Source organism: Staphylococcus sp. mip270_02 (assembly GCF_054031535.1).
Genome location: NZ_CM132934.1, coordinates 129,193 through 146,388 on the forward strand (window position 1 = coordinate 129,193; position 17,196 = coordinate 146,388).

Here is a 17,196-nt window from a genome sequence, read left to right on the forward strand (position 1 = left end):
AATTAGAAATTATTTTTTGGGTGACTAATCATTTTAGATAATGTTTCATCTTCAGTAGGTTGCCACTTGAAGTTTAACTTTTCAAGTATGAAATTAGTTTTAAAGTCTAATACTTCAAAATGAGATTTGTTGAAAATATTGTTATCTAGTACACCTGTATGCAATAGGAAATCGTTGATTTGATCGCTCATTACATCTTCTTTAATACAATGCATTAAGTAATCCACAAATTCATTCCACTGTACATCTTTAATATGGTAATTATTTTGATTATACACATGCATCAATTGTTTAAGTGAAAGGTGGTTATTATTATATATATGATGGATCTCGTTATTTAGTTGATTATTTTTAATCAATTGGCTACATGCTTTAGCTGCCTGATCAACAGGAGTAAATTCTAAATCATCATTTTCTAAATCTGGGAATATTTCTAGATTTCTAAATGATTTTATAATGCTATAGAAAGCATTGTTTTCTTCATTCTTCTGGAATACTCCTGTACGAGAATCACATTGTAAATTACCTAATCTATAAATATTTGTTTCTACACCTTGCTCTCTACTAGCAATCAATACTTTTTCAGCTTCTATCTTAGTATCTAAGTAAACATTATTCATTACCTGACCTAAATCTAAGTCATGTTCTGAAAATGTTAACTGTGCTTTGTCGTCTACCTTACCTGAAGCAATAGAAATTGTAGACATGTGGTGAATCTCTTTAGATTGATTGTATTTTGCAAATTGAATTAGTTGTTCAATACCGCCAACGTTTGCACCGTATGAAGCATCTGTTGTCGCAAAGTGGCTAACATTCGCCGCAGCGTTCACAATCATATCGATATTTTGAGATAACGACTCGTAAGTTTCTGATGTCATGCCTAGTTTTTCTAACTCGATATTACCTTCAATGATATGGATTCTTTCTGCATATTCAGGGTCAATTTGAGATTCAAAGTAATAAATCCAGTTACGATATAATTTCGTTTCTCCGTTAACCTCTTTATTACTTCTTACCATGACATAAATATTGAAGTCTGTATCTTCTAATAAATTGTTCAACATGTATATACCAAAGAATCCAGTAGCTCCTGTGAGCAATACATTTTTACCTTGTTTAACCGCTCCAGAGCTAATAACTTCATAATTTTCTACACTTTCTTCTTTATATTCATTAATTTCTTGAATAAATTCACTACTGAATTGATGTCCTTGTGCAGTATCTATATTTTTAAGCATTTCTAACTTAGTTAGAATATTTGTTTGATCTTTTGCAGCTATAGACTCACTGATACGATCAATCGTTTGTAGTTCGAAAATATCTTTAATTGAAATGTTATATGATTTTGATAATAACGATGTCAGTTTAATCGCTATGATAGAATCGCCACCAATTTCAAAGAAATTGTCATAAACACTTATGCTATCAGTGTTTAATACTTCTTTCATTGCTTGAACAACATCTGCTTCGATTTCATTTCTAGGTTCAACAAACTCCTGTCTTTCAACTTCAATTTCAGGTAATGCACGCTTGTTTAACTTACCATTAGATGTAACCGGCAATTGTTCTATTTGCGTCATATAAGCTGGCACCATATAGTCTGGTACTTTGCGTGCAAGTTCAGTCTTAATATCAGCAAATGAAATTGGCTGATCAGCAACAAGATAGGCACAAATCGCTAGTTCTTCGCTAGCCATTGGTTTAGCAATGACACCTGCATCAGAAATGTTTTCAATACGTAATAAGTGGCTAGAAATTTCACCAAGTTCAATACGATAACCACGAATTTTAACTTGTTCGTCTATACGACCTAAATATTCTATTTCTCCATCTGATGTCCATTTTGCTAAGTCACCTGTACGGTATACTTTTCCTTCACCGAATGGATTATCAATAAACTGTTGTTGTGTTAATTCAGGACGATTGAGGTAACCATTTGTTACAGCAACACCTGCAATACAAAGCTCTCCTGGAACGCCGATACCTGTATGTTGATTATTATTATTTAGAACATACATTTGCACATTAGCAATTGGTCGACCAATTGTTATAATATCGTACTCTTGATTTGGTGGTAACGGATTATAAGTTACCTCAATTGATGCTTCTGTCGGACCATATAAATCAATTAGCAATGTATCATTGTGCTGACCGATTATCGAATTAAAGCGGTTTGCTTGTTCAGATTTCAGTGCTTCACCTGTTGCAAGAACTGTATTAATAGATGCTATTTCAGCCACTTCATTTGTTGATTTAATATAATCAACAAACACACCTAACATCGAAGGTACAAAATGAATCATAGTAATTGCATGTTGTTGAATTAATGATGTGATTTTACTTGGATTTCCTTCTTCTCCAGACGGCAGTAACACGGCTTGCGCACCTACCATAGCGAATCCGAAAATTTCCCAAACTGATACATCAAATGTATATGGTGTTTTAAACATGATGATATCTTCTTCAGTAAAGTCATACTCATCAATCATCCAATTCAGACGGTTCAACACACCTTCGTAAGGAACAACCACCCCTTTAGGGTTACCTGTCGTACCTGACGTATATATTACATACATTAAATCAGATACATCTGTAATGTGGTTTAAATTGTCCATTGATAAATTAGCAAATTCATCTTTCTCAGTTACGTCAATTACATTTCTATCAAATTCAATACTTGTATCTAATGGGCGATCTGTAATCAACAATGTTGGCTGACTATCATTCAAGATATAGTTAATACGGTCACTAGGTTGACTAGGATCCATTGGTACATAAGCACCGCCAGCTTTTAATATTCCGTATATACTTACCATCATTTCTATGCTACGATTCGTCATTAAACCTACAAGTGAATTAGCTTCTACCCCTTCTGCACGTAATTTATGAGCTAGTTGGTTCACACGTACATTAAGTTCTTTGTAAGTTAAACTTTCACCTTCAAATGTGATGGCTGTTTGATTTGGTGTATTCGCAACTTGTTTTTCAAAACGTTCAACAAATGTTTGATTATTAGGTAAATCGGCATACGTATCGTTAAATGCATCGAGAATCTGTGTTCTCTCTTCTTCTGTAGTCATATCAATGTCACTAATATTTTGGGCTGGATGTTGTACCACTTCGCTTAATATTTTCAGATAGTGATTCAACATACGTTCAACTGTTTGTGGTTCAAATAATTCTGCAGCGTATTCTAGTGACACTTTGTATGCTTCGTTATCTTCAATCATCATATTTAAATCAAACTTAGCTTTTGTGTTTGTTGCTTGTTTTTCTTTAATGTCCCAATCTTCAATTTGAAGATCTTGTGTTTCATTATTTTGTAACGTGAATAGCACATCAAAGAGTGGGTTACGTGTTAAGTCGCGTCTTTCTACAACCTCATCCACTAATTCTTCTAATGGATACTCTTGATTATCATATGCTTTCAGTGCAGTATCTCTCACTTCATCTAAAAATTGATTGAATGCTTTGTTATTTTCAGGATAAGCACGCATAGGCAACGTATTAACAAACATACCTAATAAATTATCTGTATCTTGGTGTGTACGCCCTGAGATTGGGCTACCTATAACCACATCTTCTTGTCTACTATATTTATGCAATAAAATCATAAATGAAGACAGTAAAATCATATAGTCTGTACTATTAGTTCTTTGAGCCAATTCATGTAATGCATCTCTTGTCTCTTTAGGCATTTCAGCTGATATCGTTTTACCTGTAAAGCTTTGTTGTTTAGGTCTTGAATGATCATAAGGTAAATCTAATACTGGTGCTTCATCTTCGAATTGAGACAACCAGAAAGCACGTTGATCACTTAAATCACGACTATGCATCCATTCACTATAATCTTTGTATTGTACTTTTAGCTGTTCTAAAGTTCTTTCGTGATATAGTGCGATAAATTCTTTAATAATTAGATTAATAGAGAAACCATCTGAAATAATATGGTGAATATCAAAGAGTAAGATATGACGTTTGTCAGCCAATTTAACGATTTTCACTCTTAATAATGGTGAGTGTCTTAAATTAAATGGTCTTACAAAGTTATTCAATAATGTTTCATAATCATCTATACCTGTTTCTTCATAATCTACAGTTATATTTGCCTGTTCATCTATAATTTGTACGGGCTCCCCGTCTATCGTTTCAAAATGAGTTCTCAATACTTCGTGACGTTCCACTAAGCTTTGGAATACATCTTCAACACGTGCTACATCAACGACACCATTAATTTCTAGCATACTTGGCATATTGTAAGCCGTTTGACCTTGCACCATTTCATTCAACACATATAAGCGTTTTTGCGGAGAAGATGCCAGATAGTATGACTTCGATTCAGCTATAGGAATATTTTGTCCATCCAAGCTACTTTCCTGGTCATTTAATACTTTTCCAAGTTGTGCAACTGTAGGACTTTCAAATATTACTTTTAATGGTAAACGTATACCAGTTTCACCTTCGATTTTATTAATCACATTGATGGCTTTTAGTGAGTGTCCTCCTACTTCAAAGAAATTATCATATATACTTACTCGTTCAATATTTAATACTTCACCAAAAATATTTGTGAGCATTTCTTCTATCTCATTTGTAGGAGCAACATAATTTTCACTTTCAACCTGGATTTCAGGCAATTGCTTTTTATCTAATTTACCATTTGATGTTACTGGTAAAATATCGATTTGAGTCATATATGTTGGTACCATATAATCTGGTAAATTTTGATTAAGTTGTGATTTAATCTCATCAAAGTCAATACTTTCATCTGAAACTAAATAAGCGCAAATTGCCAATTCTTCACCAGCCATTGGTTTAGCAACGACTGCTACGTCTGAAATCAGATTAATCTGACGTAATAAACTTTCAATTTCACCTAACTCAATACGATAACCACGAATCTTAACTTGCTCATCAATACGGCCAAGATATTCAACGTTACCTGTCGTACTCCATTTTGCCAAGTCGCCCGTACGATATAATTTACCTTCACCAAATGGATTATCAATAAATTTCTCGTCCGTCAAATCCGGTCGATTTAAGTAACCTTTCGTAACACCTACGCCACCGACACATAATTCTCCTGGAACGCCGATACCCATTAAACTTTCATCTTCATTCATAATATAAGCCTGAATGTTTGCGATTGGACGACCAATTGGGATCTTGTCATACGTTTCACCCGGCGCACATGGGTAATAAATCACTTCGATTGAAGCCTCTGTTGGACCATATAAATCAATCAATAATGAATTGTTTGGTTCGCCAATTAAAGCATTAAATTGATTTACTTGTTCTGCTTTTAATGCTTCACCACTAGCAAGTACATAGTTAACTGTAGCAATATCTTCTACTCTATTAGTTGATTTAATAAAGTCGATAAACACACCTAACATAGATGGCACAAAATGAACCATTGTAATGTTGTGATGATCAATAAGTGAAGTTATTTTTTCAGGATTACTTTCTTCACCTGAAGGTAAGAGTATTGCTTGACCGCCAACCATAGTTGGTCCGAATATCTCCCAAACAGAAACATCAAACGTAAATGGTGTCTTAAATAAAATCGTATCTTCATTGTTGATGTAATATTTATCAATCATCCAATGCAGACGGTTCATTACTCCTTTATACGGTACCATAACGCCTTTTGGTTTACCTGTTGTACCAGATGTATAAATAACGTACATCAAGTCTTTGACATCTGTAACCTTGGATAAATTATCTGTTGATTGTGTCTCTACTACTGAATCGTCTGTTAAGTTCAATACGGCTTTATTAAAGTCTATTGTTGCATCTAACGTTTGGTCAGTTAACAGTACGTTTGGTTGACTATCTCCTAAAATGTAGTTGATACGATCACTTGGATAGTTTGGATCGATAGGAACATAAGCACCACCAGCTTTGAGAATACCGTAGATACCAATCATCATTTCTAATCGACGATTCGTCATCAAGCCGACGAGCGTATTAGGTTGAACACCTTCAATACGTAAATAGTTCGCAAGTTGGTTCGCTTTAGCATTTAACATTGCGTAAGTTAAACTTTCACCTTCATAGGTAATAGCTATTTCATTAGGTGTTTTGGCTACTTGTGCTTCAAAAATTTCCACAAAAGTTTTAGTGTTGTTGAACGGAACAGCTGTATCATTGAACTCATTAAATATTTTAGCCTCTTCTTGTTTGGTAATCATTTGAAGATCACTGATTTTTTGTTCAGGTTGTTGAACACTATGCTTCAATATTTCTAAATAATGATCTAACATACGCGCGACTGTATCTTGATTAAACAATTCTTCTGCAAACTCCAATGAAATCTTATAACCATCATCATCAAAAATCGTCATACTTAAATCAAATTTCGCGTTAGTCGTTGAAGGTTCTTTCTGTTCAATAGACCAATCTTCTATTTGAAGACTTTCTGTTTCGTTGTTTTGCAATGTGAATAGTACATCAAATAATGGATTACGTGTTAAGTCACGTGTTTCAACTATTTCATCTACAAGAGCTTCTAACGGATATTCTTGATTATCGTATGCTTTCAATGCAGTATCTTTGACTTCAGAGAGTAATTGATTAAACGTTTTACTTCTCTCTGGGTATGCACGCATAGCTAACGTATTTACAAACATACCTAGCATATTTTCTGTATCTTTGTGTGTTCTTCCTGAAATAGGGCTACCGACAACAATATCTTCTTGGCGACTATACTTATGCAATAATACATTAAATGAAGCCAATAGAATCATAAAGTCCGTGCTACCTGTTGTCTGTGATAATTCTTGTATCTCTTGACGTAATTCTTCCGGTACTTCAACACTTACAGATTTTCCTGTGTAACTTTGTTGAATAGAACGCGCGTGATCATAAGGTAAATCTAGAACTGGTGCATCTTCTTCAAATTGTGATAACCAGAAGGCGCGTTGATCACTTAAATCACGTGTGTGCATCCATTCACTATAATCTTTATATTGCGCAGTCAAGGTTTCTAACGCTTGTCCGTGATATAAAGCAGTAAATTCTTTAATGATTAGATTAATTGAAAAGCCATCAGAGATAATATGATGCATATCGAATAGCAATACGTAACGCTGCTCGGCACATTTAACTACTTTCACTCTAAGTAATGGAGCATGCGCTAAATTGAAAGGTCTAATAAAGCGATTTAAAAGTTGTTCATAGTCTTCAGTCGATACTTCTTCATAATCAACCGTAATGTTTGCCTGTTCATCTATGATTTGAACTGGTTCACTATTTACCGTATCAAAATGTGTTCTCAATGCTTCATGACGATTCACTAAGCTTTGGAATGCACTTTGTACACGTTCAACATCTACTTCTCCACGAACTTCTAACATACTTGGCATATTATAAGCTGTTTGACCATCCATCATTTCATTTAAAACATAAAGACGTTTTTGTGGTGAAGATGCTAAATAGTGCGCTTTCGTTTCTGCCAATGGGATAGTTTGGCTGCTTAATTCGCCAGCATGAGTACCAATTGCTTTAGACAATTGTGATACTGTTGGATTTTCGAAAATAGCTTTCAATGGCATACGTACAGACATCTTACTTTCAATTTCATTAATTACACTAATCGCTCTTAATGAATGTCCGCCTATTTCAAAGAAATTATCCAAAGCACTAACGTTATCAAGATTTAATACTTCACCATACACTTCTGCAATCGTCGCTTCTGTTGCGTTTCTTGGTTCCACATAGGCTTTGTTTTCAAGCTTAATTTTTGGTAATCCTTTTTTATCTAATTTACCATTCGCAGTCACTGGTAAGCTGTCAATTTGCATCATCAATGTAGGAATCATATAGTCAGGTAATTGTTTACCAAGCGTCGTTTTAATGGAATCAAAATCTACTACACTTTCTGAAACTACATATGCAGCAATCATTAAATCTGCATTATTTTCGTCTGATTGAGTAACTACTGCAACTTCTGAAATGTTATCAATTTGAGCAATTGAACTTTCGATTTCACCAAGTTCAATACGATAGCCACGAATTTTAACTTGCTCATCAATACGTCCTATATAATCAATTTGGCCATCCTTGCTCCATTTAACCAAATCGCCAGTTCGATACATTTTACCTTCACCAAATGGGTTGTCCACAAATTTGTCAGCAGTTAAATCTGGACGATTCAAGTAACCATTTGTTACAGCTGTACCGCCAATACAAAGTTCTCCTGGCACACCGATACCCAATAAATTATCATCTTCATTCATGATATAGGCTTGAGAATTAGCGATAGGTTTACCAATAGGTACTTCTGTGTATGATTGACCTGCAAAGACCGGATAGTATGTTACCTCAACCGTCGTTTCCGTAGGCCCATATAAATTGTAAAGTAATGTGTTATTTCTTAAACCAACTAAATCATTAAATTGGTTAACGTGCTCTGCTTTTAATGCTTCACCACTTGTAAACACATGATTTAATGAAGCAATTTCAGACTCCTTATGACTTGTTTTGATGAAATCGATAAAGACGCTTAACATTGATGGAACAAAATGAGTCATTGTGATATCGTGTTGATCGATTACAGAAGCGATCTTCTCTGGGTTACTCTCTTCTCCTGAGCGTAGCATGATAATTTCGCCACCCATGACTGCCCAACCAAAGACTTCCCAAATAGATACGTCAAAAGTAAATGGTGTTTTAAATAATATTTTATCTTCTGTACCTAAACCGAAATAATCAACCATCCAGTTCAAGCGATTCATAACACTACTGTAAGGTACCATAACGCCCTTAGGCTTGCCTGTCGTACCTGATGTATAGATGATGTACATTAAGTTTGTTTCATCTATTACAAGAGGCAGATTCTCTGTTGGTAAATTATTAAGAGCTGTGTTATTTGTTAATTTAATGATTTCATTATCAAATTTAATATCATAATCTATTTTTTCATCTGTTAGTAAGACACGCGGATTACTATCTTGCAAGATAAAATTCGTACGTTCATGTGGATGATTTGGATCTAATGGCACATAAGCACCACCAGCTTTCAAGATACCGTATATACCAATCATCATTTCTAAACGACGTTGAGACATAATACCGACTAAATCATTTGGTTTCACACCTTCGTTGCGTAATTGATATGCTACTTGGTTCGCACGTTCATTTAACGCTTGATAAGTTAAGTGTTCACCTTCAAATGTGATTGCAGTTTTATTTGGAGTTTGTTCCACTTGTTTTTCAAAGCGTTCTACAAAAGTCACAGTATTATTTAATTCTAATTCTGTATCATTGAATTGATTTAGAATTGTTTCTCTTTCAGCATCAGTGATTATTTCAATATCACTGATATTCTGTTCAGGGCGACGTACTACACTAGAAATTATTTCTACAAAATGCGCTAACATGCGCTCTATTGTATCTTCACTAAACAACTCTTGTGCATATTCTAGTGAGACTTTATAATCTTCGTTTTCATGAATTGTCATACTCAAATCAAATTTTGCGTTTGTATTTGAAGTTTCTTTTTTCTGTATTAACCAATCATCTATTTGTAAGCTTTGCTTGTCATTATTTTGTAACGTGAACAACACATCAAATAAAGGATTACGTGTTAAATCACGTTTTTCTACGACTTCATCTAACAATGCTTCTAAAGGATATTCTTGGTTATCGTAAGCTTTTAAAGCTAGCTCTCTAACTTCATCTAATAATTGGCTAAATGTCTTATTTCTTTCTGGGTACGAACGCATTGCTAAAGTATTAACAAACATACCTAGCATATCCTCAGTATCTCTATGTGTACGTCCTGAAATAGGACTACCTACAACAACATCCTCTTGTCTACTATATTTATGCAATAGCACCATGAATGATGACAACAGAATCATATAATCCGTACTGCCTGTTGTTTGAGACAATTGATGGATAGCCTTTTGAACGTCCTCAGGCATTTCCAAGCTCACTGTTTTTCCAGTAAAGCTTTGCTGATTAGGTCTAGCGTAATCATAAGGTAAATCTAAGACAGGAGCTTCATTTTCAAATTGAGATAACCAAAATTCACGTTGGTCGTTTAAGTCACGTGCTTGCATCCACTCACTATAATCTTTGTATTGTACACTTAATGGCTCTAACGCTCGTTCATGATATAAAGCAGAAAATTCTTTCATGATAATGTTGATTGAGAAACCATCAGAAATAATATGATGCATGTCATAAAGTAGTACATAGCGTTGTTCAGCTATTTTAGCTATTTTAACTCTTAATAACGGAGCTTGACCTAAATCAAACGGTTGAACAAATTCATTTAGTATAGCAAATTCGTCTTCTTCATTAATTTCTTGGTAATCTACAACGATAGTTGCTGAGTCATTAATTACTTGAACGGGCTCGCCTTTTATCGTTTCAAAATGAGTTCTTAACGCTTCGTGACGATTTACTAATTTTTGGAATACATCTTCTACACGTGATACATCAACATTACCTTGAATTTCTAACACGCTCGGCATGTTATACGCTGTTTGACCATCTACCATTTCGTTTAAAACATATAGACGTTTTTGTGGTGAAGATGCTAAGTAATACGGTTTACTTTCAGCTTGAGGGATACTTTGACTATTTCCATTATCAGTATATGTGTCAACAACTTTTGCAAGTTGTGCAATAGTAGGACTTTCGAACACTAATTTCAATGGTAATCGTTTACCGACTTCACTCTCAATCTTATTAATAATACCGATTGCTTTTAACGAATGACCACCAATTTCAAAGAAGTTATCATTTGTACTTACCTTCTCAATATTTAAAACAGACTCAAAAATAGAAGCTAACATAGATTCTGTTTCAGTTTCAGGTGCTACATAAACCTTACCTTCAACTTTAATTTCTGGTAACGCACGTTTGTTTAACTTACCACTTGAAGATACTGGTAGTTCATCTATTTGAGTCATATAAGATGGAACCATATAGTCTGGTAATTTATGGTTTAATTCTGTTTTTACTGCATCAAAGTCAATAACTTGATCCGACACTATATAAACACAAATTGCTAATTCTCCATCGACCATAGGTTTTGTAATAACTGCTACATCTAAAATAGCTTTATTCTGACGTAAGACACTTTCAATTTCGCCTAATTCAATACGGTAACCACGAATTTTAACTTGTTCATCAATACGACCAGAATATGAAATATTACCGTCAGCATTCCATCGAGCTAAATCTCCTGTACGATACAGTTTGCCTTCACCAAATGGATTGTCGACAAATTTTTCTTGCGTTAATTCAGGGCGGTTTAAATAACCTTCTGTAACATTGACCCCGCCTATTACAAGCTCTCCAGAAACACCAATACCCATAACATGGTTATCTTCGTCTAAAATATAAGCTTGTGTATTGGCAATCGGTTTACCAATTGGAATATTCGTATAGTGAACATCACTATATGTTTCAAAACTTGTTACATCAATCGTTGCTTCAGTAGGGCCATACAAGTTAATCAATTGTGTGTTATTTTTTCCACCTATATATTCATTAAATTGGTTTACTAATTCTGGTTTAAGTGCCTCACCACTTGCTAAAACATATCTTAAGCTAGAAACTAAGTGTGCTTGCTTTGTACCTTTAATGTAATTAATAAATACATTAAACATAGATGGCACAAAGTGGACCATTGTTGCTTCAGATGTTTGTATTAGAGAAGTAATTTGTTCAGGATTACCTTCTTCTCCTGAAGGTAATAGCACAGCTTGTGCACCAACCATTGCAAAACCGAAAATTTCCCAAACTGACACATCAAAGGTAAAGGGCGTCTTGAAACAAATAATATCATCGCTATCGATATGATATTTATCATAAACCCAGTTCAGTCTATTCATTACGCTTTCACCAGCAACTAAAACGCCTTTCGGACGACCAGTCGTTCCAGATGTATAAATAACATACATTAAATTAGAGACATCAGTGATATGCTCTAAATTAGTTGTCGGCAACGTTTTCAGTACCTGGTTCTTAGTGATATCAATCACTGTATTATCATAAGCAATGTCACTATCTGGTGTTCTATCAGTCAATAATACAGTTGCTTGGCTATCCTCTAAAATATAATTAATACGATCTTTAGGATAATTTGGATCCACAGGTACATATGCGCCACCCGCTTTAAGAATACCGTATATGCCGATAATCATTTCTAAGCGGCGATTTGTCATTAATGCGACAAGAGAATTTGCTGTCACACCTTCATTACGTAGTTGATATGCTAGTTGGTTCGCACGTTCATTTAATGCGTGATAACTTAAACTTTCACCTTCATAGGAAATTGCCGTTTTATCTGGTGTCTTCGCAACTTGATTTTCAAAACGCTCAACAAATGTTTGCGTGTTATTAAATGGCACCGTCGTATTATTAAAGTCATTAAATATAACGTCTCTTTCATTTTGTGTCACCATTTCAATTTCACTAATCTTAGATGTTGGTTGATCTGCTATATTTGAAAGTAATTCCATAAAGTGCGTTAACATACGCTCAATCGTATCTTGTTCAAATAATTCTTGTGCGTATTCTAAGGCAATTTTATAACCATTATTGTCATAAACTGTCATACTCAAATCAAATTTTGCATTAGTAAACGAAGCCTCTTTTTGCTCTGTTGACCAATCATCGATTTGGAAACTTTCATTTTCATTGTTTTGTAATGTAAAGAGCACATCAAATAATGGATTACGTGTTAGATCACGTTTTTCTACAATTTCATCTACAAGTGCCTCTAACGGATATTCTTGATTATCAAAAGCTTGTAATGATGTATCTTTAACTTCTGCTAACAATTGTTCAAATGACTTGTTACGCTCTGGATTAGAACGCATTGCCAATGTATTAACAAACATACCTAACATATTTTCTGTATCTTTGTGTGTACGACCAGAAATCGGACTACCTACAACAATATCTTCTTGTCTACTATATTTATGCAATAACACCATAAATGAGGACAATAGAATCATATAATCTGTAGTACCAGTAGCTTGAGACAGTTGATTAATAGCATTTCTTGTCTTTTCTGGCATATCCATACTTACTGTTCTACCTGTAAAGCTTTGTTGATTTGGTCTAGCGTAATCGTATGGCAAGTCTAGTACTGGTGCTTCTTCTTTAAATTGAGATACCCAGAATTGACGTTGTTCAGCTAAATCACGCGAACGCATCCACTCACTATAATCTTTGTATTGTACTGTTAATTCATCTAATGTACGGCCTTTATATAGTGCTGTGAATTCTTTGATGATGAGATTAATAGAGAAACCATCAGAAATAATATGATGCATATCAAATAATAAGATGTATTGTTTTTCTGCACATTTAACAACTTTAACTCTTAATAAAGGTGCGGTTGTTAAATCAAACGGTTTAACAAAATCACTCAACAACGTATCATAATCTTCCGTTTGCGTTTCTTCATAATCAATCTGGATGCTGCCTTCATCATCAATAATTTGAACTGGTTCACCATCAACAGTGTCAAAGTGTGTTCTCAATGCTTCATGACGATCTACCAGTGCTTGGAACGTATTTCTCACACGTTCTACATCAACCTCACCTCGAATTTCTAACATACTCGCCATATTGTAAGCAGTTTGTCCCTCAACCATTTCATTTAAAACGTATAAACGTTTTTGTGGTGAAGAAGTGAGGTAATACGGTTTAGTTTCTGCTAAAGGAATACGGCGTTCAATCGCATCGCTTACTTCGCTATCAATCACTTTTGAAAGTAGAGCAGCTGTTGGATTATCAAATATTTTTTTCAGAGGTAAACGCTTATTAGTTTTACTTTCAATTTCATTTATTACACTAATTGCTTTAAGTGAATGTCCACCAATTTCAAAGAAGTTATCAAAGATACTTACGCGTTCTATATTTAATGTAGCGCTAAATATATCAACGACCATCGCTTCCATATCATTTCTAGGCGCAACATACTCCAAATTTCCTACTTTTATTTCTGGTAGAGCTTTTTTATTTAGCTTACCACTTGAAGATACAGGTAACTCCTCAACTTGCATCATATAAGTTGGTACCATATATTCAGGTAATTGTTGGCTTAATTCAGCTTTTAATGATTCGAAATCTATTGTTTGGTCTGAAACAATATAAGTACAAATTGATAACTCATCATCAATAATAGGCTTAGCAACAACTGCAACATTTAAAATGTCATCATTCTTACGCAAGATACTCTCGATTTCACCTAATTCAATACGGTAACCACGAATTTTAACTTGCTCATCTATACGACCTAGATAAGAAATATTGCCGTCATTATTCCATTGAGCCAAATCTCCTGTACGGTATATTTTGCCTTCTCCAAATGGATTATTAACGAATTTTTCTTGTGTTAATTCAGGACGGTTCAAGTAACCTCTTGTAACGTTGATACCCCCAATACACAATTCACCTGGTACGCCAATACCCATTACATTGTTATCTTCATTTAAAATATAAGCTTGTGTGTTCGCAATCGGCTTCCCAATTGGTACTACGTCATATTTAACATTATGGTCAAAGTCAAAACTCGTAACATCAATTGTTGCTTCTGTTGGGCCATATAAATTTATTAATTGTGTACTATTTTTACTACCAATAAGCTCGTTAAATTGATTTACGATACTCGGTTTTAGCGCTTCTCCACTCGCTAAGACATATCTTAGACTCGAAATCATTTGTGTTTGGTTTGTCGCTTTAATAAAGTTAATAAACACGTTAAACATTGATGGCACAAAGTGGACCATTGTAGGCGTGTCATTTTGTATAACTGAAGTAATTTTTTCAGGGTTACCTTCTTCGCCTGAAGGTAATAGTACTGCTTGGGCGCCAATCATTCCGAATCCAAATACTTCCCATACAGATACGTCAAACGTAAATGGTGTTTTGAAGAAGACTATATCTTCATTGCCAATATCATACTTATCTATAAGCCAATTCAAACGGTTCATTAAACTTTCTCCTGAAACAAGAACCCCTTTAGGCTTACCTGTTGTCCCTGATGTATAGATGACATACATTAAATTGTTTACATCTGTAATATGCTCTAAATTGGCAGTAGGGAGTGAGGCTAATGTCTCATTATTAGAGATATCAATCACTTTATGGTCATATGAGATTGTTTCTTGCAACTCATTATCTGTCAAGAGTACTGTTGCTTGGCTATCTTCTAAAATGTAGTTAATACGGTCCGCTGGATAATTAGGGTCTATTGGAACATAAGCACCGCCTGCTTTGATAATTCCATAGATAGCCACTAACATTTCTAGGCTTCTGTTAGCCATTACAGCAACAAGAGACTCTGATTCGACTCCTTCAGAACGCAAACGATATGCCATTTGATTGACCTTGGCATTGAACGCTTTATAAGTTAGACTTTCTCCTTCATATTTGATTGCTGTTTTGTTTGGAAATTTAGATACTTGTTCTTCAAATCGTTCGATAAATGATTGGCTATTATTCAATGCTAAATCCGTATTGTTAAAGTCATTTAAAATCATTTCTCTTTCTTCACCAGAGACAATTTCAATGTCTTTAATTTTGCGTTCCGGTGCTTCAATCATGCTATTCAAGACATGTAAGATCGTCTCATGTAATTGATAAACACCTGCTTCATCCAATACATCAATTTGATAATCATAATCTATATCTAAGCCATTTTTACTGCTTCTATTACTGATGTTAACACTTAATGGCGCATTGTTTGTCCCGTTGTCTAACCATTCATCTAGGAAACCATCATTCATAAATTCAGCATCGTATTGTGCATTTTGGAAGGACACAAAGCAGTCTACTAAACCTTTTTTATTCCCACTATTTTCAACAATATACTCGTATGGGTATTTTCTATGTTTTAACACATTAAGACTTTCTAGCTTAATCTTGTTTAAGTAAGATTTAACAGTTGCTTCTTTGTCCATTTCAACGATTATGGGTAATACTCTTGAAAATACTCCTGTGGAAGTTTTCTCTTTTCGATTATTCCTATTATGTATCAGCAATCCAACAGAATTAGTTTTAGACAATGTTTTTTTATGTTTAATTATATGCATTATTGCTGAAAAAAGATTACTTATACTCACATCATTTTCTTCACAGAAACGTTTAACATTTTCAGCATCTTGATCCAACAAGTTAATACTTATTCTCTTACCAACTGCACTGTCCAATGTTGTCTTCTCAAAGAGGATGTTGTCTTCGAAATTTTCTAATTTTTCTAACCAAAAATCTTTATCTTTTGTGAAACGCTTAGTTGTTTCATAATCCATTTCTGTAGAAATTGCCTCAAAATAGGCTGCACTTTCTGTCTCTTTATCTTCTTTACCCACTAATTTTTTAGATAGGTTATCTACAACAATTGTTACACCCCATGCATCACTAATTAAATGGTGTTGTAACAAGAATATTACATAATGTCCCTGAGGCGCTTTAGCTATAATCACTCTATAAAGTGGTTCATCCAAGTTAAAGATATTCATAGTAGCACTTTCTCGAACCCACTTATCATAGCCAACTTCATCTTGATAAAAGTCTACAAACTCAAAATCTTGATGTTCATAGTCCACTAGATACTGCTTGTATTCTCCCTCTTCTCTAGTAACTCTTATTCTTAAAGTGTCATGTTGCTCTATGATTTTATTGAAGGCTTCATTTACTTCGTCATATCCTAAACCATTATTCATATGAACAATACCAGCAATATTATTAATGCTAGTGTTCTCATAAAATTGTTCTATTTGTAAAATTTCCTTTTGTGCGTATGATAACAATTTTTTATTCGCCAATTAAAGCTGCCCCCCTATAAATATATAGTACATAACTTATAATAATATTATTTAAAGCATTCTTCAATGATATTATATTTTTTATTTACAGTACAGTTAAATAAATTCCCAATTATCAGTTGTTTAAACATTTATAAATCTTTGGTAATTTATTTTAATTTAGCATTAATTAATTACTTTAATTAATTATAATCTTACATTAAACTTTATTTGTTATTAAAGTAATAATACACTCTTGGATTGTACTTAATTCTATTGTATTATTCTGATTTTTCAGTTATTTTAAAACGCAGGTTTTTAATTAAACTCTATTTACATCATGTTCTTACGACTTTTTCTCAGTTCAGTAAACACATATTTATAAAAACAAAAAAATACACCTTCAATACTTGAAGAT

The 17,196-nt window shown here is 33.9% G+C and carries 1 protein-coding gene; it reads right to left on the bottom strand.

Features of this window, described 5'->3' with window-relative positions; translation table 11 throughout:
- Positions 1-2 precede the first annotated feature (2 nt).
- Positions 3-16,799: a non-ribosomal peptide synthase/polyketide synthase gene (locus ACW5YJ_RS00605; protein WP_457338322.1), complete on the bottom strand. Its 16,797-nt coding sequence runs from the start codon at positions 16,797-16,799 to the stop codon at positions 3-5.
- Positions 16,800-17,196: the final 397 nt, after the last annotated feature.